Origin of the sequence: Parendozoicomonas callyspongiae (assembly GCF_023502345.1) — a bacterium.
GTDB classification, from domain to species: Bacteria; Pseudomonadota; Gammaproteobacteria; order Pseudomonadales; family Endozoicomonadaceae; genus Sansalvadorimonas; species Sansalvadorimonas callyspongiae.
The window spans coordinates 187576-209015 of the sequence record NZ_JAMFLX010000002.1 but is presented as its reverse complement, the minus strand read 5'-3'; the positions used below and the strand labels follow the sequence as shown (position 1 = coordinate 209015).

Sequence of the window (21440 nt, the reverse complement as noted above, 5' to 3'; positions counted from 1 at the left end):
TCAGCTATTCAGCCTGACGGGTATAAATAGCCTGCTTTAAAAGACCACCCTGGTCAAAAGCCACCCTGAGACTCAGTCTCAGGTTCAGACCAATAGCACAGATCATTGAGAGGAAAATAGCCATCATTATCGCGATCTGGTACTTGGCAGCGGTGAGTGGAAGCGCCCCACCCAGAATCTGGCCGGTCATCATACCAGGCAATGACACGATACCCAGGGTAGCCATTGAGCCAAGAATAGGCGTCAGGGATGAGCGAACAGCCTTGCGGAAGTAAGGTTGAGTGGCTTCTGCCACTGTTGCCCCTAGCAGAAGGTCGGAAAGATAGCGGGGTTCATTGGCACGGACCTGACTGTAAAACGTTTCCAGTGCACGGATATTTCCCTGCAGAACATTACCCAGTAGCATCCCTCCGACAGGAATAAGATAGCGGGCATCCATAAAGGGAACCGGCTTAACCAGAATCAACAGGAACAGCAGACAGACAGATATAATGGAAAGCATCAAACTGAACTGTGTCACCCAGAACAGCCGCATCACAGCCAGTCCCGAACCACGAAGAATACTGAAGTTGGCGACTGTCACCATAACCAACAGCCATGCCAGATTCAGCCAGAGATTATTCAGTTCAAACAGATACTTCAGGTAAAGACCAACCAGCAATAACTGCACAGTCATCCTGATAACACTGCCAATCGCGTTGTAACCAAGATCCAGCAGGTTCCACGAGTAAAGAACGATAACAGGTATAACGAGTAATACACTGAAGAAAAAGAGATTTATAAGATCAATATCAACCGTACCGGACATCTCTTTCCTCCTTCATAATCTGACCGTTATCCATAAAAATCACACGATCACAATGAGACAACCATACGGGATCATGGGATGTGGAAATAACTGTACGTCCGGTTGCCAATATCTCCTGAATAACAGCATCACGAGTCTCGGCATCAAGAGCCGAGGTTGGCTCATCAGCAATAATCATATCCGGCTTAAGAAGCAAGACCCGGATAATGGCCACCCGCTGTTGCTGCCCTCCAGAAAGCGAAGATGGTTTTCGCTCAAGAAGCTCTTCAGATAACGAGAACATCTGCATTAAACGTTGCATCTCATTCTCAGGAAATAGACGGGAGCGATGCGCGGCAAACTGGAAAGGCTGCTTAATAGCATCCAAAACTGAGACTCCCCCCAGCGCATTTTCCTGACCGATATACCCCGAACGTTTTCTGATCTTCTGGATTGTGGCGGCTGTGACCTTGTCACCTTCGAAGAGAAACTCGCCCTCCTTCCAGTGACAACCTCCCAGCAAGGTCTTCAGCAATGTACTTTTCCCGCAGCCGGAAGGACCACAGAGAGCAATCGATTCTCCCAGGGCAATATCCAGACTGATATTGTTCAGTACCGGAGTCCCCTCCCTCAAGACAGACAGTTTTCTCAGGCTAATCATTCGTGTAGCAACCTTGACGTTGAATGTGCCTATTCATAAGATTAACACCAATATCATATATCGATATCGGTTTACGATAATGCCATCCGAGAAAAAACACAAGATCATTAACAAGCTGCTCTCCGGGTTTGTGCAGATACATATCCTGCGACACGCCAGTCGGGGAGAGCTCTATGGTTCCTGGCTGATTGAACATCTGAAAACCCATGGCTACAACCTGAGCCCAGGGACTTTATACCCGATGCTAAAACGCATGGTGAATGACGATCTGCTAACCGCCAGCGAGCACAATATAGAGGGGCATATCCGCAAGATTTACCGGACTACCAGCCTTGGAGATGAAGCATTAAAAGAAGCGAACGATAAAATCAGGGAGTTGACCACACACCACCTGGACTAGGATTTTTTGCCCTGAAATATCACCACAACGAACTCCTTACCAGATTTCTCTTAAAAAACCGCGTAAAGATGCCCTTTACCAACCTTACATAATCCATACCCTGACAATTAATGCATAGGGCAGTCACCTATGCATTGATCATTGAGATAATTCAATAATCAATAATAGTAGGCACCATTTCAGCCTGGACAGCGGGCACATAAAATTTCTCTCCTTGTGTGCCAGGGTGGCTACCGTTGTCTGATTAATGCTGTGAAAACCGAGAAGTATTCATAGCCACTCCAGATAATTGGAGGGTAGTATGAAGTTGTTCAGCAAAATCTTTCTGACTGTTCTTGCCAGCCATTTCCTGCTCACACCAGCCCTTTCTGCTCCTGATACACAGGTTTGTGAACAGTGTCATGGCAAAAATGGCGTAAGCCATAACCCCGATGCCCCGACATTAGCAGGGCTACCGGCCATCAATATTGAAGATGCATTGTACGCCTTTGCCAATGGCCTGAGGCCGGAGTCCCAGTCACCAGATAATCAAGATGCTGGCCACAAACTCTCACAAGACAGCGCCGTTTTGCTGGCCAGCTACTTTGCGAAGCAGAAGTTTATACCGACACAACAGACTTTTAACCCCTCAAAGGTTTCACTGGGCAAAAGGATTTTTGATTTGAAATGTGAATCCTGCCATACCGACGCTGGCTCTATGGCGGATGATGAAACGTCCCTGCTTGCGGGTCAGCACACACCTTATCTTCGCAAACAGATTAATCACTTTATCAGCGGCGCCAGGAAGAACTCTTCTGGAACAAGAAAAGATACGTTAGATGGGCTCAAGGAAAAGCATATCAATGCCCTGCTTGATTACCTGGCCAGTCATCAGTAATGCAGTTGACCGAGACTAAGATGAAAGAGAAGTGGTCGCAATTTAAACAGATTCTCAGGAAAAGATGGTTAATCGGAATTTCTTTAGAAATGCTTTTGATCTTCTCTGTCGGAATTCTGGTAGTGCCGGCATTTCAATTCTCAATGGACGTTACAGGCAGCAACCAGTTTTGCTCTTCCTGCCATCTAAAAATGGATACTGTTGTTCAGGAGTATCAGGAGTCCATCCACTTCAGTAACAGAACCGGTATCAAGGCAACCTGTAGCGACTGCCATATCCCCAACGAATTTCTACCGGCAATGAAAGTGAAGTTCAGTGGCCTTATAGATACCTATCACTACCTGACCCAGGACTTCCCCAGGGAAGAGTTTGAGTCACGCCGGTGGGATCTGTTTGAAAAGTCCTTAGATTCATTTCGGGAACACAACTCTTCAACATGCAAAAACTGTCACAATATCAACAATATGAGCACACAAGCTCAGACAAAGCTGGCAGCACACAAGCACAACGATAAACAGCATTTAACTAAGACCTGTGTTGATTGCCATACCGGTTCAGCCCATAAATTACCCGAGCTGGATTTTCTTGACCTTGAGTAGAGGGGTAACTCCAAAAGCCTGAAAAATACTGTACAAAAACCATGAAACTGCGGAGATCCAAACAACCAGATTTCATGGTCAAAGCTGCGAAATAAAAACAATAAACAGGAAGTACAACCAATGAAAAGAGCCACAAATCTTAGAGCTATGGCTCACTCCGACAGCGCAGCCGGACACCTTTCAGCCAGAGTTATCCTGTCAGTTGCCTGGTGCACTATTCTTATCGCCGGAATGCCTGCTCTGGCGGCACCTCAGAAAGCCATCGAGCCAGAGCCCTTAAGCGAAGAAATCTTTATCAACTCTTTGCTGGAGGAAAAGTTCCGGTCTGCCAATTTCTCCAAACAAGGCGCTGACAAGTGCCTGACCTGCCATACCAAAGGAACACCTCTGGATGGTTCGGGCATTTTTAAAGGGGCACATGGTCGCCTTGATCTTGCTGACGGACCATTTCAGCAACTCGAATGCGAAAGCTGCCATGGCCCCATGGGCCGCCACCCTCGTCTGCTTCCCGATGACAAAGGGATAGAGCCGATGGTGCAGTTCGACCCGGACTCCCCTGTTACGGCTGAAAACCAGAACAGCATCTGCCTGAATTGCCACAGCAAGGATCACCAGCGCAGTGACTGGTTTGGCAGCGCCCATGAAAGCATGGGAGTGGGCTGTACATCGTGCCATACCCTGCACAAAGACAGTGACCTTGTTCTCAACGAACAGTCCCAGGATAAAGTCTGCACATCCTGTCACCAGGAGCGGCAGATGGATGCCCATAAGCGTTCCAACCATCCCCTGGGCGAAGGCCAGCTGGCCTGCAGCAGTTGCCATAATCCACATGGATCCCTTAACACTGCCATGCTGGCACAGGCAACGGTCAACGACACCTGCACGGAATGTCATACCGAAAAACGTGGACCTTTCCTGCTGGAGCATGCTCCTGTTGTTGAAAACTGTACGAACTGCCACCAGCCCCACAGTTCCAATGAGAAATTCCTGCTGACCCAGAGGCCACCCGTCCTGTGCCAAAACTGCCATGCCATGCACAGGGACATTGACTTTGATGATGGCCAGCCAATGGAGTTCAGATACCTGGCCGGGAAGTCCTGCCTGAATTGTCACGCCAAAGTTCACGGCAGCAACCGACTGGATAATTACGGATTCAGGCGTTAATCCGGTACTCCCGCAAGCCAGATATACAAAACGACAGATACTGGTTTGGAGAGCTTATTGCCATGGAAATACCTTTTCCATCACCTCAGGGTGACGAAAAAGGCACTTCCTGCTCATGGCTGCTTGTGGAGGGATAACAATGACAAGTTATGACAATAAAAAGACCTTACCTCTCACACTGCTTTCTGCCGCTATAGCCATCGCTGCCTCACAAGCCAATGCAGCCTTTGATCTAAGCCGCATGAACAGAGATCACATTGATACTGAAAAACGGCAGTGCAGCTCATGCCCGGATCCTCAGAAGCCTCAGACTTCCGTTTATGCCAGCATGGGTTATCTCACCAGGAATAATGCATCCCAGATTATTGCCGGCCAGGGAGACAAACAGGGCCTGCAGGGTAATGCCGGTTTTGATTACCGGGATTTCACCGGGACTTCAGATCTCATCATCACTGCATTGGGAGGAACAGGCAGAGAATATGCGAATGTTCAGATAAGGCAGGAGAATAATTACCAGGCAGAGCTCACCCACAATTCCCAAAATTATGTCAAAAACCACGAAATCACCATCATTCCACCAACCGGCTCGGGGGGTCAGCTTGGAGACTATGGCCGATTTGATGAAGAGGTTGTAAAGAGTATTACCGCACTGAAAGGTGAGAAAAAACTTACAAATAACCTGATTGGGTTCGCTGATTTCATCCAGAGAAAAAACAGCGGTAACGGAGTGGAGTCCGATCACTTTGCCGGTTTCACCCTACTGGGAGCTATTCCGAAAGAGATCGATAACACCACCCATGAACTGAGAACCGGGCTTCGCCATGCAACGGATACCAGTCACCTGCAGGCCTATTACAAGATTTCCCGTTTCGATAATGATGCCAATATCGGCCGGGAAGTTGCGGTTGGTCAGGGCAATGGCGTAGGAGGTGGCAATGGCAATGATCAGGGTCAGGCCACAAGAATGCCTGAACCGGACAGCACCCTGCATCAGGCAGTCACTTCAGGCAGCTACCGAATCAGTTCCAATGATATAGTCCAGGGCAGCCTGTCATATGGACTACTGGGACAGGATGGTAATCTGGTTGGAGGACAAATTGCCAATAACGGCGATACCCGGCTGGAAGGTTATATCCATACCGCAAGAAGCCGTCTCCGCTGGCTGCATCGAATCAGTCCAAAATGGCGTTTCAAGGCCGCGTTTAATTACGATAACCGCAAGAATGCCACCGACCCGTTGCAGAAGACCGGGGACAACAACGCTGTCTACTCTACCCGTCTCTTTTCTTACCGTATCCAGGATTTCCAGGCAGGTGTTAATGGTCAGCTTGGCCAACTTCGTATTGAAGCCGGGGCCGGCAATAAGGTGAAATGGCGCTCCGATCAGAATCGGAAGAAAACTGAGGAAAAATCAGCCTGGATCAAAAGCCGTCAGCGCATTTCAAACAGCTTACTGGCAACGATGTCATATAAACACCTGGATCGAGGTGGTTCAGACTTTGAGAATAAGAACATTGCCATAGAACCCTATCTGGCTGATATGAAGCAGGATAAAGTCACCTTCGGGTTATCCTACGGCGGTTTTGAAAGAGCAGGTCTGGGAGGCCAGGTATACACATCCAGAGACAATTACAATAAAGGCCAGTCTGGTCTTGATCGATTGGAAAGAAGTGGGATGACTTTAAATGGCAACTACCGTTTAGATGATAATCAAACCCTCTATGTCGCTACAACCTTGGAACGCAATGAATTTGAGCAATCAATTAAGTTCAATACCAATACAACCCAGATTATTGACCAGAAAGTCGATATGTTGGGTATTACGCTCGGATTCGAATGGGAGAGAATTCTGGATAGTAAATTTGACCTGGATTTAAGCTACAACTGGCTTAAAAGCATTGATAATTACCATCAGAAGAATGCTACCAACCCAATTCCTGATATACGTTATCGCTCAGATAATTTCGAGGTGAACGGAAAATACAAGTACAGTGATCAGCTGACAGTTCTTGGATTAATTGGATATCAGCATATTAATGAAGATGACTGGCAGCTTGATAATACTCTTTGGACTGGTAATAAAACTCTAGGGGATGATGGCTACCGTATAGCTGTGGGATTCTCTTATAAATTCTTATAACCTTATCAATTAAGCTCAAAACTGGAATCGTTTGATTCAAAAATCTTTGTAATAAGCTGAATCAAACGATTCATAGAAATTAATAACCATGCATTTTTAAAAACTACAAAACCAATAAGATTCTCACCAAAAATCATTCAACAAATTATGAATCCAATGATAGAACTACCGCAAAATTAATATTTCTTGCAAAACAAGCGCCTACAAATCATACATACAATACAATTACATTCTGCACAGTTTTCGCTTAACTTTTCTTTACTTTTCTGCTCTTTATTACCGGCCCAGCAAATTTGAATATTGCAATATGGGAATCAGGGTTCGACTCAATTCCCATAGATAATAATAAAGAAGTGGATAGCCACATGAGAAATAGAAACCGGGATCTGTTCGATTTTAAAAAGTGCAGGTACTTCCTGGTACCTGGAATAATAATACTCTCAGGAGCGCTTCTTAACTCAGGATGTCGTAACTCCGGGGGCGGAGGTGGTGACAACACCCAGGAATCAACACCAAACCCAGTCGACGATTTTGATTACTCTGTAAAACACACATTCAGTACCAAGGATATAACCGGGGGCTTTAACGGCATTACCTTTGAAGCTGACCCCAGTATTTTATGTGATATGGCAGGATCTGATACAACATGTACAGATATAAAGCCAATCACATTGGGAAAAAACCAGGACACACTGTATCCCATTGATAGTGAGTTTGGTTTTCTTGTTTCTGATTTTGTGGGAGCCGCACAGAAATCTAGGGGATCAGATGTAACAGCCGATTATGCTGAAGGATGGGCTGCAGATATTGTCAGTGCCGAGTTTGGACCTGGTCTGATGGTAGCGAACGCCAAAACTGATGTTTTCCAGGCACCAAAACTGACCGGAACCTGGTGTGCAGGTATGGGCGGCAAGCTGGTGAAATGCTCTACCGAACACTATGTCACCATGGAGCAGATTCTTGCCTGCCATCAGACAGTTCCCTACTCCCAGGATATTATCGATTCAGGTGAGCAGAAAAACCTTGTTGATCCGGCTAATGGCCAGATCCTGAGAAATTGCTCACTGGATCGTCTGGATGATGTCCTGAAAATCAGGGAAAACGGTCAGGACACAGAAACGATTCTAACCAGCGTAGAACCTGGCGATCAAATGGAGGCCAATGAATCCAGTGTTCGCAAGGATATTGCTGTCAGTAAATCCTACAGCATCACACTGAAAGATGATGGCAAACCTCTTTATCGCTGGGGTAATGCTGTTAAACGGCCTAATGATATTCGTCTTTATGTCCGCATGGCTCTGCCGGATGAATGGAAAGAGCCTGGTGCTGAATTCAAAGTAACAAAGGCTTATCTGGCTATCCAGCACCAGATTACCAACAACCCCAATGACCAGTTACGCCCGGAAGATATGGAGAACGAAGGAGCAACCGGACGCCTGCCCACCTATAGCGCTGCAGGCAGCACCTGGACTTCATCCAGAGATTGCTACAAGGGTGATGGTGAATTTATTCCTGCAGGAACAATGTTCAAAAATGGCAACGCCACAAATGCCACAAATGCCACAAATGCCAACGGATTCTCGGAAGACCTTAAGGAAGGCTACACAGTGGCATGGTATACATCAATCAACAGAGACCCATTCGATAAAGTCGTGGATGACAGTGGCAACCAGATTATGGGACCACGCTGGCGGCTTAAATCCAACAAGTTCGGGCAAGACCTTCCCTCTTTCGAAGTTCCCAAAGAGGAATGTTCCAAACCTCCCTACCAGAACAACGACAAAAAATATGAAGTCGGTGTTGATACCGTCACAGTTATAGACCTTCTTAACTGGGAAAATGGAGAACCCTCTCCACTTACAAGCAGTCTTGCCTGGGTTGATGCCACTAAGAATACCGTTAATGAAATTTCTCCTGATCATCCAGGCGTTTCAATCAATGGTCTGCCTTTGACCAATGATTTTGACCTGGCCGTTTACGTTAAGGGTGATGCCAAAGGTACCCGCCTGTACCACGCGACACTCGTCCTCGACTACGACAAAATGTAACGGAGAAACCCCATGAGAACCAAGATTTCAAAACTTATAACAGCTTGCGGCTGCGCGATACTGGGGATTTCTGCCACAGCGGCGACCGCTGCTCTTATTCCTTTCCAAACAATCCACACCTTCAGCATTGATGATATCCAGGGTGGTGATAATACCGGCAACACCTATGGAGGTTATGTTGGTGCGGATGGCGAAGTTGCAGGCGATAAATCAATACTCTGCGGCCTGGAGAGCAGCCCTGCATGCCCCGATGATGGATCACAGCCTCAGGTAGAAAAGGATGGCTCCACCCTGTATCCCATTGACGCAGCATTTGGTTATGTTGTCTCAGACTTTGTTGGTGCAGAAGTTCGGCAGAAAGGTGTAACAGCTGAGATTCCCGGCCTCACTATTTCACCTCAATACAGCGAGGGTTTTGCCGGCAACATAAATGATGAAAATGGCGCAGGACTAGCAGTCAGCAATACAGCAACTTCCCTGTTCAAGGTACATGATCCATACGGCACCTGGTGCAGGGGTGTAGCCGGCAGCCCTGTGAAATGCTCATCAGAGCATTATGTGGTGATGGAACATGTTCTCTCTTGTTACCAGTCAAACCCCTATATCGGTATTGATGATGGGATTGACCAGAGAGATTTGACCGACCCAGAGACAGGAGAAGTTATTGATAGCTGTTCCAATCACTCTTTGGATAACACTCTGAAGATCGTTGAGAATTTTGTTGTATCTGAACTACCACTGACATCCGTTGAACCGGGTGATCAGATGGAAGCCAATGAATCCACGGTCAGAGACGATATAGCTGTTGGCAGAGATTACTCGATAACCCTGAAGGACGATGGCAAACCTCTATATCGTTGGGGTAACGCCGTCAAACGCCCAACAGATATCCGCATCTATGCGCAAATGGATCTGCCACCAGAATGGACTGATGAAGCAGCGCCTGAAGAAGGATATACCGTCACCAGTGCCAAGCTGACTGTCAAACACACCATCACTAACAACCCGAACGACCAGATCCGTCCGGAAGATATGGAAAATGAGGGAGCCACCGGTCGTCTACCTGCTTACGATATTGTTGGGGAAAGGTGGATTTCCAAAACAAACTGCTACACCGGAAACGGGGAGGATATTCAGGCAGGAACACTGTTTAAGGATTCCGCTTATGCAGGAAAAACCCACTTCCCTGTCGATCTGAATGCTTTTTCGGAGGATCTAAAGGAAGGATTTACCAATGCCTGGTACACCACCATTCATAGAGATCCGTTTGAAGAAATGTATGGAAAGGATTCAGAAGGCAACCAGATTAAGTTATCTGGCCCACGCTGGCGTCTGAAAGCCAATAAGTTTGGTCAGGATCTGCCTTCTCTGGAAATCCCGTCGGCAGAGAACGAGTGCACACAACCTCCTTATAAAAAAGGTGGCAAAAAATATGAAGTTGGAGACTTTGCAATAACCACTATCGACCTGCTGGATTTCGATGCAGCAGCAGAAGGAGTATCCCCACTGAGAAACAGCCGTGGCTGGATTGACGCTGTCTATAACGAAGTTAATGAGTTCCCTGCAGGTGTAACTCCTACACCTGTTGGAATATCAATTAATAATCTTCCGCTGACACCGAAATTTGACCTTGCTATCTATGTCAAGGGCGATAAGAGGGCTGTCAAGATATACAACGCCACCCTCGACATCGAATGGGATAAACCCAGTGATGAAGAATAAATATTTCAGGATGAGCACAAGCATTTGCTGTGGCCTTTTGGCCGCAGCAATTGCTGTCGGTTTCTCTGTTGGCACAGCCTCATCCAGCAACACTGTTACGCCACAGGGGCACGGTGGGCATAAACCCAAAGAGCAACGCAACAGGGGCTTGCAAAACCTTCCTGTAGAGACGCGGTTTATACATGCTGCCGTCATCGGGGATATCAAGGCCCTGGAAAGCTATCTGATCGAAGGAGTCGATAAAAACTTTCGCGACCCCTGGTCACGAACAGCCCTCTATATGGCAGTTGATGCCAAGCAGACCAGCACAACTGAAGTACTTCTTAAACATAAGGTGAATGTCCATCTCGCTGATGATGGTGGCCAGACACCTCTGCATCTGGCCGTTAAGCATGGCGACCTGATTCTGGTACAAATGTTGATTGATGCCGGTGCCAATGTTGATGCACAGGATGAAAACGGGCTGACACCGCTCGTATCAGCAATGAACCACGGTCGAACCGATATTGCCAGGGAGCTGATCAAAGCAGGGACAGATATTCATCAGATCGATAAATATGGGCGCGACCTGCTCCAGGTTGCCGCTTTCAATGGTGAAAATGAACTGCTTGCACCTCTGTCTCAACGGGGTGTTAAAGTCGAGGCAAGGGATAAAACCGGCAAAACCGCACTTCATATGGCAGCCATGCAAAATAACCTGAACACGGTGCAATGGCTGATTCAACAGGGACTGGAAATTGACGCAAGAGATAACCAGAAATTTACACCACTGATGTATGCTATACAGGGCAAATATAACCATACCGCTAAATACCTGATAAACCAGGGTGCTGCAGTCAATACCCGTAATATTGGTCTGGTTACCCCTCTTATGATGGCTTCAGGAAATGGTAACCTTGCGATTGTCGACCTCCTGCTGACACAAAAAGCGGATCCAACCATGGCGAACAAGCCAGGCTGGAATGCTCTCTTTTATGCTGTATCAAATAATCATGAGGCTGTTGTAAATCGACTTACTGAGACTGGTATCAATCTGGACTGGCAGGACAGCTATGGCGCAACCGCCCTGCTCCTTGCTTCTGGAAACCAGAAAACGACCATGGCACAGACTCTTATCAGAAAAGGAGCAAAAATAACACTAGCCGATAAAAACGACTTTACCCCACTAATGGCCAGTGCCCTCTCTGGTGATCTGGTACTGATTGATGAATTCATATCAAAACAACCTGACCTGATTCATGCAAGGGATCATCTGGGTCGTACTGCACTCCACTGGGCCGTAAAAGGCAAGAAGCTGGATAGTGTTGGGATGCTTTTAGAACTGGGAGCCAACATCAATGCGGTTGACTCCAATCAGCACAGTGCCCTGATGCTGGCAGCTGTTCTAAATCAAGCTGAAATATTAGACTTTCTGCTAAAGAATGGAGCTGACACCAATCTGCAAGACAAAGAGGGCAAAACTGTAAGTGACTGAGCCAAAGAAAAGGGCTTCAGTAAAATCGTCAGTCTGCTTCTTCAATAGGAAAAGGGTGCAGCAACAATTAATGCTGCCCCCATTAAACGGGACGCACTACCCCGCCTGCTGCCTACCTGCGTAGCAGCTACTGCTTCACTCATTGGAAATTCCCCGGATCAGGAGGCGCTGTCGAAAAGCCTGTTCAGAAGCGCCCTATCTTCATCATTAAGATTTTTTAAGTTGTTAGAACCGCGGGTAATGGTGGCAATGCTGACCCCCAGCCGAGCAGCCATTTCTCTCTGGGACTCTTCTCCGGCAAGGAGGCTGGCAATAATCTCCACCCTGCCAGCCATGGCAGAGCGTTCATCATGCGTCATAAGAATTTCCAGCAGACGCGATCGTTCTTCGGAATTTCCAACCTGCTCAATAAGATCAAGAAAGAACTGCCAGCCTGAAGAAGTCATTGATTACACCATTACATTGTAATAGCTGGACAGTACATGAAAAATCCCAATCTGTAACATTCGTAAAAATGCGTAGTGGTAGTTTTTGTTCAGATTTTAATCGGTACTGATGCGTGCTGATGCCTGATTCTCCAGTCACCATCACATCTCTTTAAAATGAATGTTGACCGCAAAGGCCGCATGGTAAAATTTTTAGCTGAATTTCTGGCTGATGCTGTCATCTCACCATGAGCTGACAGGCATACTAAATCACCACAGGCGAACGCAATTGGATCATAATATGACAAGAAAATTGAATATTTTTCAAAAACTTTTCCATACCATGTCTGCAAATCATTTTGAGAGTTGATTTCCTCACCCTTGCAAATGCCCCACACGATAAAATCACCTTCCGGGGCAAACTGTTCGATCAAGCCTGTCACATCCCCCTTGTTCATATAGCTTGAGCGCAGGTTCAACCATTTCACCAGTGAATCAAACTCAGCATCAACAAGCCTCTCATGGGCATTCCCCTGTTCTGCTGCCTGATAGGGAAATTCCAACGGTCCATCCGTATCACCTAACGGAATACTCCAGTGACCGTGACGAATTTTCCAGCTCTCCTGAATCCACTCCAAAAACCAGGATGCCCGCCCTGCATATTTGCGGGTCGTTCCATCAAAGTGGTGTTCGGTAAAATCAACTTTGGTCAGCAGGCAGACACCTGGCTTCTCTCCGATGATCTTAACCGGGTGCTGACGGCTTTCAGCACGTTTAATACGTTTATTTCGTTCATGAACATGGTGTTCGAGAACCTTTCTGGATGGATAGGTATCCCTGACTTCCACACCCCACCCACTGATCTCACCCGGGGCATTCAGGGCAAGAATACGATTTACATCACGATCCCGACAGAACTGGTCAAACTCAGCGATAAAGGTCTCAAGCGATGACATACAGAAATCCATCACAGAATAAAAACTGGGACAGAGATTAGTACAATTGCGCTAAACAGGAGGTTTCAGTCAGGCTCTTAATCAGTAACCCAACCAATAGTAACGGCCATAGTCAGCAAGGAGTTCATCGCCTTTGCGAACAGGCCTTTGGGTAACAACAAAAACATAGGGCCATCCCTGATAAACAACCATCAGGAAAAACGCATTATCTTGATAGGCAGGATCATCAGGCCGATAGGTGGTGTTGGCATTTATGCAAACAGTGATATTGCCATAGCCATATCCACACAGATCCAGCCTCATTGTCTCCATGGAACAGTCAACCGTATAACGCCCGACATTGACTCCGTGCAGCCCGTGCTCTTCCTGAAGATCCCGTCCATAACAGTACTTGCCAACATAAGGCCCGACAACAGTAAAGGCATCCAGGTTTCGTGCTGCTACCGCCCCTCTCTGTCCATGCAATCCCTTTCTCGGATCATCGTTGGTAATGATCACCTGCTTCAGGTTTCTATCAAGTGCCTTTGCCCGTTCTGTTGCCGACATGGCCAGCCAGCTCTCGACAATCCCTGACCAGTTAGCTGATGACTTCAGGGATTTTTGCTTTCCCGTCAACACAATATCAGGTGGAAACTGGACAACAGTGTCAGCCTGCCCCTTATGTAACCTCTGGAACAGCCATTCAGCCTCCTTGCCCAGCTGCCTTAACTCAGCTCGATTATCCCAGTATCGCGTCAAAACCTGCACAACAGAGGCTTTCCGCCTGTGTTTCTTTTCTTGGTTCTTTTCCGGGGTATGGAGGATGCTGTAATCAGGTGGCATCGATATGGGTACGACCGGTATGCCATGAAGAGCAATTCGACGATTCCAGTCAGACTCATCGGTATCAATGATCTGACGACCGACTTTTTCTATCGCTCTGGGGCCATCTTCCTGCTCGGGTACCGGATCGATATGGGGAATAACCGGTCTATCACCCGATATTCCCTCTGATGGAAGTCGTGGTGTGCCTGCCATGGCGCGCCTCTCTAACATTCCCTTACATAATCATATTAACTGTATATCGAAACAGCTGTGCTGTTTCTCTATACTGTTGTGATTCGGATTTATCTGTAACAACTGCAAAAAGGAAGGCCAGATGTCTTTTCTAAAGGGAAAACGTGTTCTTATTGTTGGTGTAGCCAGCAAGCTGTCAATCGCAGCCGGCATTGCCGAAGCCATGCACCGCGAAGGTGCCGAACTCGCCTTTACCTATCAGAATGAAAAGCTCAAGGGCCGGGTAGAAAAGTTTGCCGAAGGCTGGGGCTCATCCGCTGAAATGTGCTTCCCCTGTGATGTTGCTGACGATGCACAGGTAGAAGCTGTCTTTACAGAGCTGGGCAAGAAGTGGGATGGTCTGGACTGTATCGTGCACTCTGTGGGCTTTGCTCCCGGTGACCAGCTGTCCGGTGACTTCACCGATGCCACCACCCGTGACGGTTTCCGTATCGCTCACGATATCAGCTCCTACAGCTTTATTGCCCTGGCCAAGGCTGGCCGTGAAATGATGAAAGGCCGTAACGGTTCTCTGCTGACCCTGTCTTACCTGGGTGCAGAACGCACCATGCCTAACTACAACGTAATGGGTCTGGCCAAGGCCAGCCTGGAAGCCAGCGTACGCTACCTGGCCAACAGCCTGGGTCAAGATGGCATTCGTGTAAACGGTATCTCTGCCGGTCCAATCAAAACTCTGGCAGCCAGCGGTATCGGCAACTTCCGCAAGATGCTGGCCTACAATGCCAATCGTGCTCCTCTGGGCCGTAACATTACCCAGCTGGAAGTAGGTAATGTCGCCGCCTTTATGTGTTCTGATCTGGCAAGCGGCATGACAGGCGAGATTACCTATGTTGATGGTGGCTTTAACATCACCGCCATGGGTTCTCTGGAAGAAGCAAACGCCTGATCGCTGTCTTTTTCAGAGCTAAAAAAACCGCTCATTGAGTAATGCCACTCGCTTAAGGGCGAGTGGCTCTTTTCTTAGCGGGATATTTCACTATTTTTCTCATAACCACCCTTGGATATGTTCTCTTGCGTCTCAGGCAATATCAATCGCTTTCCCTGCGACCTCAAATTGGCAAGTTTTTTGCTTATCGTTCCAGGTGATCGCCCAGAACGCCATAGGAACTCATCCAGTATCAGGGTAAAAGCGCCCAGAAAACTCTTGCCATACCAAAACATCTTGCTCAGCAGGAAAGCGGCGAGTACAAACACTTGGCTCGATCTGTTTGCGTGACAGCCTCTTTTATCCACTCGTGCGGGATGTTTCGATAAAAGGCATCAAAGGATTCTGGGAGGGGAAACTCTGCTGCTACTTGCAGCTCTTTGGCGAATTCAGACACAAAAAAACGGACTTGAAAGAGACTTCAAGTCCGATTGTCTTTGTCTTTGACTCTAACCGCAAGCCCTTAAGCGAATGGCATTAGACTGTGAAGACCAGTTTTGAGGGCAATCCAGCGCGGATCTCATCGTGGAGCGGGATGCGAGAGCTTTCCACAGAAGACTCCGAACACATTAGCGCAAACCAACCCCGTTATCGAAATAATCATTGCAACAACGGGGCGGACCATACATTTTTTATGGAAGGCTTACAAACCGGGGTTATTCCCCGGTATTGATTGTGTTTTCTTCCTTCTTCTCAGCGGCAGCTGGCTGAACTGCTTCCTGCTCTGAAACGGCCTTTTCTTCCACTTTGGGTTCTGCAACCTTGGCAACCGGAGCTGCTTCCACAACTGGAGCAGGCTCAGAAGCTACTGGTGCGGATTGAGCAGCTGCGGGTGCGGCCTTTTCCTGCTGACGGCGACGAATCTCGCGAGGGTCGTTGGCAGCACGGGTGCGACGGCGGCGGCGCGGTGCTGGTGCTTCCTTCTCTGCGGGCTTCTCGGCAGGTTGGGCCTGTTGAGTCTTCTCTGCTTCAGCTTTCACTGGCTCAACTGGTTTAGCTTCAACTTTTTCCTCAACCTTTTTAGGTGTTGGTTCCGCCTTGGCTTCCTGCTGAGCGGCGGGAGTGGGCTCCTGCTTGATTTCAGGCTTGGTTTCTACTTCGACTTTAACCTGGGCTTTCTCAGCCTGAACCTTCTCGGACAGATTAATGGCTGAAGCAGTTTCTGTAGTCACGGCATGAGGAGCAACAGCTTCTACAAGAGATTTCTGTTCTTGCTGTGGTTGCTGTGGTTGCTGAGGTGCTACAACAGCAACAGGCTCAGGGGCGACAGCTGGCTGGACTGCTGGGGCTTCAACAGCTACAGGTTTGTCAGCTTTTTCAGCCTTTGGCTTACGCTGAGGTCTTTCCTGTTTAACAGGCTTCTCAACTGGCTGCTGCGCCTGAGGTGCTTCGGCAGGAGCTTGTGGCTGCTGTTGAGCTTCAGTCTGTTGAACCTGTTCCTGTGCAACCCGGTCACGCTGTGAAGGGCGGTTGTTACGACGGCGGCCCTGCATATTGCGCGGACGACGGCGCTTCTCTTCCTGGACTTCTGTTTCCTGGGTCTTTTGCGGACGGTTCAGGGCCTCGCTGGAAGCGGCTTCCTTAACCGGCTGCTCATCATTACGACGACGGCGGGTATCAGTGCGTTCACGGCGTTGTTCCGGCTGCTGACGCTCCACACGCTGCTCATTACGACGCTGGCGGCGGTCATTGCGCGCCTGGCGCTCGTCCTGCTGCTTTTCGCTGCGCTCGCGACGCTGATCACGGCTGCCGCGATCATCTTTACGGCGATCATTGCGGCGGCGGTTATCCTTCCGCTCACCACTCTGACGCTCACGCTGCTGCTTGCTGACTTTTGCCGGAGCGGCAGTTTCTTCTTCTGGGGCAGAGAACAGGCTGCCGAAGGTACGTGCGATAGCTTTCAGCAGGCCGCCTGACTCGCTGGTATTGGCAGCGGCCTTAGCCTGTGGCTTGCTCGCCGGGGCTGGCTTGCTTGGGCTGATATGGCGAACGGCTGCTTCAGTCGGCTTCTGTACAGCCTTGTCCTGCAGGTATTCCTGCTGAGGTGCGCTGTCAGCAGTCTCGGTAGAGATCTCAATGCTACTGGCAGGGCTTTCGCCAACATGGTCATCACGCAGACGCTGCACTTCGAAGTGAGGGGTGTCCAGGTGTGGGTTGGGAATCACCAGAACACGGACATTGCTGCGCTTCTCGATACGGGCAACAACTTCACGCTTCTCATTCAGCAGGAAGGTGCCGACGGCAACAGGAACCTGGGCGCGGATTTCAGAAGTGCGCTCTTTCAAGGCTTCTTCTTCTACCAGTCGCAGAATGGACAGAGACAGAGAGTGAATATCACGAATTGTGCCCTGACCGTTACAGCGTGGGCAAACAATACCACTGGTCTCTTCCAGGGATGGACGCAGGCGCTGACGAGACATTTCCAACAGGCCAAAGCGGGAGATGCGACCCAGCTGGACACGGGCACGGTCCATCTGCAGGGCTTCGCGCATCTTGTTTTCGACATCACGCTGGTTCTTGTTGGAACTCATATCGATAAAGTCGATAACAATCAGGCCGCCGATATCACGCAGACGCAGCTGGCGGGCAATCTCTTCAGCTGCTTCCAGGTTGGTGTTACGTGCGGTTTCCTCGATATCGCCTCCGCGGGTTGCACGAGCGGAGTTGATATCGATGGAAACCAGGGCTTCAGTCGGATCGATAACAATAGATCCGCCGGAAGGCAGTTTGACTTCTCGCTGGAAGGCTGTCTCGATCTGGCTTTCAATCTGGAAGCGGTTGAACAGAGGAACGGTATCAGTGTATTGCTTGATACGGTTTGAGTACTGGGGCATGACCTGATTGATAAACTCCAAAGCTTCTTTGTGAACCTTGGGGTTGTCGATCAGAACTTCACCGATATCCTGGCGCAGGTAATCGCGGATGGCCCGAATGGTGACGTTGCTTTCCTGGTATATCAGGAAAGGAGCAGAGCGGTTTTCTGCCGCATCCTTGATGGAACTCCAGACCTTGAGCAGGTAGTCCAGATCCCACTGCAGCTCTTCTGCACTACGGCCCAGACCGGCAGTACGGACGATAACACCCATTTCAGTAGGGATGTCCAGCTGTGCCAGAGCTTCACGCAGCTGGGTACGCTCTTCGCCTTCAATGCGACGGGAAATGCCGCCGGCACGTGGGTTGTTGGGCATCAGAACCAGATAGCGTCCGGCGAGGCTGACCAGAGTGGTCAGAGCTGCCCCTTTGTTGCCACGTTCTTCCTTATCGACCTGAATGATAACTTCCTGCCCTTCACGGATAACATCCTTGATGCTGGGACGACCACCACCAGAGTTACCGGTAAAGTATTCGCGGGAGATTTCTTTCAGGGGAAGGAAACCGTGACGTTCGGAACCGAAGTCTACAAAAGCGGCTTCGAGACTGGGCTCGACGCGGGTAATTTTGCCTTTGTAGATATTTGCCTTCTTCTGTTCCCTGGCTCCTGACTCGATATCGAGGTCATAGAGACGCTGGCCATCGACCAGAGCAACACGCAGTTCTTCCTGCTGTGTTGCGTTGATGAGCATTCTTTTCATGCAAATCCGATATATGTCTTAGGCCGTCCTCTCCACGTTTGGCTGTCTCCTATTATTCATTCTTGTTATCAGCCTGCATCCAGCAGGGTGTTGCACCAGTCATAGCCCTTTGTTCTGTCTCAGAGCTATGCCAGGGCATAATCTCGCCACATGGCGAACCAGGTTCAGGTCTTACCTGTTGCCGAGAATACTGCTCCCTTATATTGATCTTCAGGGAAATTGCTCAGCAGGAATCGAGTGCCTGAATCCTTGACTATCGAACACTAATAGGAGCGCCCAACTGTAAAGGTCGGCGCTGGTTAACTCGAAGCGCTTGGCGGGCATAATGTGGCCCTTGCGCACTCATAATATGCCTTACGGGGAAAATAACCCTTGCAGGCCTGCCGTTAAGGGCACGTGGGTTGGACAGCCGTTTCGGCGATTTTCTCCCTAACCACACTGCCACGTTACGGGTTTACTATCACTTTTTACTTTAACTGCTTGAATTTAATGAATTCCAAGACAGTACCGGAAATATATCAGCAATCTTGTGGAGCAGCAAACCGGCTTGTCTCTAGACCGTTTATCAGAAAGGCAATGAAACCCCGGATACGTAGAAATCCATACCCTCGTTTGCGGAGTGAAGGTTGGTATTTGAGTAGTGAAACAGACCAAAGGTGATTTCGAAAGACTGAGATGTGTTGACCCGGGTACCGACGATCGCCCGGATTTCAAACTGGTTATGACCACCTATATTAATAGCTGTCGACTTTTTCTTCTGGATATCCTTCTCTGACTGGTAACTAATCCCCACTCCCAGATCCAGAGAGGACGAGAAAGTTGCTTCGGGCTTGTACTGCAATCTAAGAACTGGAGAAAAAGAAGCCGCCCAGGCAGCAATTCCCGCCGAATACACGCCTTAAGCCGTATAATGCATGCTAAAGGCACTCATATCTCTTCCGTTCAAGCCTTCGCTGACCAAGGTCAACTACTATGCCGTCTGCTGACTTCTGTATGACGATCAGGTCACCTTACGATGACCTCAGTCTGAAATATCAGACACCACACAGACCTCCCGGGGTAAGTTACACCGCCTTCACTGCACAACTGCCGGATCTACTGCCTGAGTGCCCGGATGAGTAAAGGACTTTGTCATCATTGGCTGACTCGTCCCCACGCAGGCAGCCTCATATCCGGTTTCTGTTCGTCAGCTCACAGTTTTGCCACACTGCCTTCAGCCTACGCCTCACGATACAAACCTTGTGCTTCGCCCTCATCTGGCTGGACAGAGGACTTTCACCCCCAAGCTGTGCAACATGCCCGGCACACCAAAAGAGCCACTCGCTCTTAAGCGAGTGGCATTAAGTTGGAGTAACTGGCTTTTTCTGACTTCAGATTCTGTTATTAAACCCGTTCAATAACAGTCGCAATACCCTGACCAAGACCAATACACATGGTAGCAAGACCAAAATTGGCATCCTGCTGTTCCATGGTATTCAGCAGAGTTCCGGTAATACGGGCACCGGAGCAACCCAATGGATGCCCAAGAGCGATGGCACCACCATTCAGGTTGACCTTGTCTTCCATGCGATCAAGGATCTTCAGCTCTTTCATCACTGCAAGAGACTGGGCAGCAAACGCTTCGTTAAGCTCAAAAACATCAATATCATCAATGCTTAAACCGGCACGCTTAAGAACCTTCTGCGTCGCAGGAACAGGACCACGTCCCATAACAGCAGCTTCGCAACCGGCTACAGCCATACTGTGCACACGGGCGCGGATATTCAGGCCAAGTGCCTGGGCTCGCTCGGCAGACATCACCAGCATCGCTGCCGCACCATCTGACAGCGCGGAAGACGTTCCAGCAGTCACAGTACCATTCTTGGGATCAAACACCGGACGAAGACCCTGCAAGCCTTCAAGGGATGTTTCCGGACGAATCACTTCATCAATCTTGCACATCACCTTGAAACCATTGGCGTCATGGCCTTCGATGGGAACAATTTCATTGTTCCAGCGGCCCTGCTGGGTAGCTTCCCAGGCTTTCTGGTGAGAACGCACACCAAACTCATCCTGCATCTGACGGTTGATACCGTTCAGTTGTCCGAGCATTTCGGCAGTCAGGCCCATCATATTAGAAGCCTTGGCGTAATGCTTGGACCCCTCCGGGTTCAGGTCAATGCCATGGTCCATTTTCACATGGCCCATATGCTCAACACCGCCCACTACAAACACATCACCGTTGCCAGTCTGGATACCCATCGCCGCTGTATGCAGCGCCTGCATGGAGGAACCACACAGACGGTTGACAGTCTGCGCTGCCACATCTCGAGGCAGGTCGGTCATCATGGCGATATTACGGGCGATATTCATGCCCTGCTCTTTGGTCTGGTTGACGCAGCCCCAGATTACGTCCTCGGTTTCCCGGATATTCCAGTTGGGGTTCCGGGCCATCAAGGCATTGATCAGTTCGGAAGAGAGCTTCTCCGCACGAACGTTGCGGTACATGCCGTTTTTGGAACGTCCCATCGGGGTACGTACTGCATCGACAATCACCGCGTCTCTTGGATTCAGACTCATTTCTTAGCTCCTGAATTCTTTATCCGTTAATTCCTAATGGCTTCTTATTAGCTAAAGGCTTCTTATCTGCCTCAA

General features: G+C 48.9%; 17 protein-coding genes. 9 read left to right on the top strand and 8 right to left on the bottom strand.

Translation table 11 applies throughout. The annotated features are described in order from the left end of the window. Positions 1-4 precede the first annotated feature (4 nt). Both M3P05_RS02350 and M3P05_RS02345 read right to left on the bottom strand, forming a co-directional pair. Positions 5-808, bottom strand: coding sequence for an ABC transporter permease (locus tag M3P05_RS02350; protein ID WP_249697622.1), 804 nt, complete (start codon positions 806-808; stop codon positions 5-7). Then, positions 792-1448: an ABC transporter ATP-binding protein gene (locus M3P05_RS02345; protein ID WP_249697621.1), complete on the bottom strand. Its 657-nt coding sequence runs from the start codon at positions 1446-1448 to the stop codon at positions 792-794. Before M3P05_RS02345 ends, M3P05_RS02350 begins: the two co-directional genes overlap by 17 nt. Positions 1449-1527: 79 nt before the next feature. Here M3P05_RS02345 and M3P05_RS02340 point away from each other — a divergent pair, with 79 nt between their 5' ends. From M3P05_RS02340 to M3P05_RS02305, 8 genes are all read left to right on the top strand, one after another. After that, positions 1528-1848 (top strand): PadR family transcriptional regulator, encoded by a 321-nt coding sequence (locus tag M3P05_RS02340; protein ID WP_249697620.1) that lies wholly within the window; start codon positions 1528-1530, stop codon positions 1846-1848. Between the two features lie 301 nt (positions 1849-2149). Then, positions 2150-2725, top strand: coding sequence for a c-type cytochrome (locus M3P05_RS02335; RefSeq protein ID WP_249697619.1), 576 nt, complete (start codon positions 2150-2152; stop codon positions 2723-2725). Positions 2726-2814: 89 nt separating this feature from the next. Then, the gene (locus tag M3P05_RS02330) at positions 2815-3324 is read left to right on the top strand and encodes a NapC/NirT family cytochrome c (RefSeq protein ID WP_249697618.1); all 510 of its coding nucleotides are present in this window, start codon (positions 2815-2817) and stop codon (positions 3322-3324) included. A gap of 120 nt (positions 3325-3444) precedes the next feature. Further along, positions 3445-4488: a DmsE family decaheme c-type cytochrome gene (locus M3P05_RS02325; protein WP_249697617.1), complete on the top strand. Its 1044-nt coding sequence runs from the start codon at positions 3445-3447 to the stop codon at positions 4486-4488. Between the two features lie 139 nt (positions 4489-4627). Further along, complete coding sequence (locus tag M3P05_RS02320) at positions 4628-6628, top strand: MtrB/PioB family outer membrane beta-barrel protein (protein ID WP_249697616.1); 2001 nt, start codon at positions 4628-4630, stop codon at positions 6626-6628. Positions 6629-6993: 365 nt separating this feature from the next. Then, entirely contained in the window at positions 6994-8676 is a 1683-nt protein-coding gene (locus M3P05_RS02315) for a hypothetical protein (protein ID WP_249697615.1), read from the top strand. 12 nt (positions 8677-8688) lie between these two features. After that, on the top strand, positions 8689-10398 hold the full coding sequence (locus M3P05_RS02310) for a hypothetical protein (protein WP_249697614.1): 1710 nt from the start codon (positions 8689-8691) through the stop codon (positions 10396-10398). A 10-nt stretch (positions 10399-10408) separates the two neighbouring features. After that, complete coding sequence (locus tag M3P05_RS02305) at positions 10409-11872, top strand: ankyrin repeat domain-containing protein (RefSeq protein WP_249697613.1); 1464 nt, start codon at positions 10409-10411, stop codon at positions 11870-11872. Positions 11873-12030: 158 nt separating this feature from the next. Here the strand turns inward: M3P05_RS02305 and trpR are convergent, their stop codons facing one another. From trpR to M3P05_RS02290, 3 genes are all read right to left on the bottom strand, one after another. Continuing rightward, positions 12031-12318, bottom strand: coding sequence for a trp operon repressor (gene trpR, locus M3P05_RS02300; protein WP_249697612.1), 288 nt, complete (start codon positions 12316-12318; stop codon positions 12031-12033). 89 nt (positions 12319-12407) lie between these two features. Beyond that, positions 12408-13253, bottom strand: a complete 846-nt coding sequence (locus M3P05_RS02295; RefSeq protein WP_249697611.1) for a nuclear transport factor 2 family protein — start codon at positions 13251-13253, stop codon at positions 12408-12410. 81 nt (positions 13254-13334) lie between these two features. Next, positions 13335-14270, bottom strand: coding sequence for an SET domain-containing protein-lysine N-methyltransferase (locus tag M3P05_RS02290; protein WP_249697610.1), 936 nt, complete (start codon positions 14268-14270; stop codon positions 13335-13337). 121 nt (positions 14271-14391) lie between these two features. On the opposite strand from M3P05_RS02290, the gene M3P05_RS02285 reads away from it, so the two are divergent. Continuing rightward, a complete protein-coding gene (locus tag M3P05_RS02285; RefSeq protein WP_249697609.1) occupies positions 14392-15195 on the top strand; it encodes an enoyl-ACP reductase FabI in 804 nt (267 codons plus the stop codon). Between the two features lie 695 nt (positions 15196-15890). Here the strand turns inward: M3P05_RS02285 and rne are convergent. The 3 genes from rne to fadA all read right to left on the bottom strand — a co-directional run bounded on the left by rne (position 15891) and on the right by fadA (position 21365). Then, positions 15891-18806: a ribonuclease E gene (rne, locus tag M3P05_RS02280; RefSeq protein ID WP_408635849.1), complete on the bottom strand. Its 2916-nt coding sequence runs from the start codon at positions 18804-18806 to the stop codon at positions 15891-15893. Between the two features lie 565 nt (positions 18807-19371). Next, a complete protein-coding gene (locus M3P05_RS02275; protein WP_249697607.1) occupies positions 19372-19701 on the bottom strand; it encodes an acyloxyacyl hydrolase in 330 nt (109 codons plus the stop codon). Between the two features lie 488 nt (positions 19702-20189). Further along, positions 20190-21365, bottom strand: coding sequence for an acetyl-CoA C-acyltransferase FadA (fadA, locus tag M3P05_RS02270; RefSeq protein WP_249697606.1), 1176 nt, complete (start codon positions 21363-21365; stop codon positions 20190-20192). Between the last annotated feature and the right edge of the window lie 75 nt (positions 21366-21440).

Bases quoted from the DNA above. Each gene is read 5' to 3' on its own strand.
- M3P05_RS02285 (WP_249697609.1), top strand. From the start codon at position 14,392: ATGTCTTTTCTAAAGGGAAAACGTGTTCTTATTGTTGGTGTAGCCAGC.
- M3P05_RS02335 (WP_249697619.1), top strand. From the start codon at position 2,150: ATGAAGTTGTTCAGCAAAATCTTTCTGACTGTTCTTGCCAGCCATTTC.
- M3P05_RS02320 (WP_249697616.1), top strand. From the start codon at position 4,628: ATGACAAGTTATGACAATAAAAAGACCTTACCTCTCACACTGCTTTCT.
- M3P05_RS02325 (WP_249697617.1), top strand. From the start codon at position 3,445: ATGAAAAGAGCCACAAATCTTAGAGCTATGGCTCACTCCGACAGCGCA.
- M3P05_RS02310 (WP_249697614.1), top strand. From the start codon at position 8,689: ATGAGAACCAAGATTTCAAAACTTATAACAGCTTGCGGCTGCGCGATA.
- trpR (WP_249697612.1), bottom strand. From the start codon at position 12,318: ATGACTTCTTCAGGCTGGCAGTTCTTTCTTGATCTTATTGAGCAGGTT.
- M3P05_RS02350 (WP_249697622.1), bottom strand. From the start codon at position 808: ATGTCCGGTACGGTTGATATTGATCTTATAAATCTCTTTTTCTTCAGT.
- fadA (WP_249697606.1), bottom strand. From the start codon at position 21,365: ATGAGTCTGAATCCAAGAGACGCGGTGATTGTCGATGCAGTACGTACC.
- M3P05_RS02305 (WP_249697613.1), top strand. From the start codon at position 10,409: ATGAGCACAAGCATTTGCTGTGGCCTTTTGGCCGCAGCAATTGCTGTC.
- M3P05_RS02340 (WP_249697620.1), top strand. From the start codon at position 1,528: ATGCCATCCGAGAAAAAACACAAGATCATTAACAAGCTGCTCTCCGGG.
- M3P05_RS02295 (WP_249697611.1), bottom strand. From the start codon at position 13,253: ATGTCATCGCTTGAGACCTTTATCGCTGAGTTTGACCAGTTCTGTCGG.
- M3P05_RS02290 (WP_249697610.1), bottom strand. From the start codon at position 14,270: ATGGCAGGCACACCACGACTTCCATCAGAGGGAATATCGGGTGATAGA.
- M3P05_RS02330 (WP_249697618.1), top strand. From the start codon at position 2,815: ATGCTTTTGATCTTCTCTGTCGGAATTCTGGTAGTGCCGGCATTTCAA.
- M3P05_RS02315 (WP_249697615.1), top strand. From the start codon at position 6,994: ATGAGAAATAGAAACCGGGATCTGTTCGATTTTAAAAAGTGCAGGTAC.
- M3P05_RS02345 (WP_249697621.1), bottom strand. From the start codon at position 1,448: ATGATTAGCCTGAGAAAACTGTCTGTCTTGAGGGAGGGGACTCCGGTA.
- rne (WP_408635849.1), bottom strand. From the start codon at position 18,806: ATGAAAAGAATGCTCATCAACGCAACACAGCAGGAAGAACTGCGTGTT.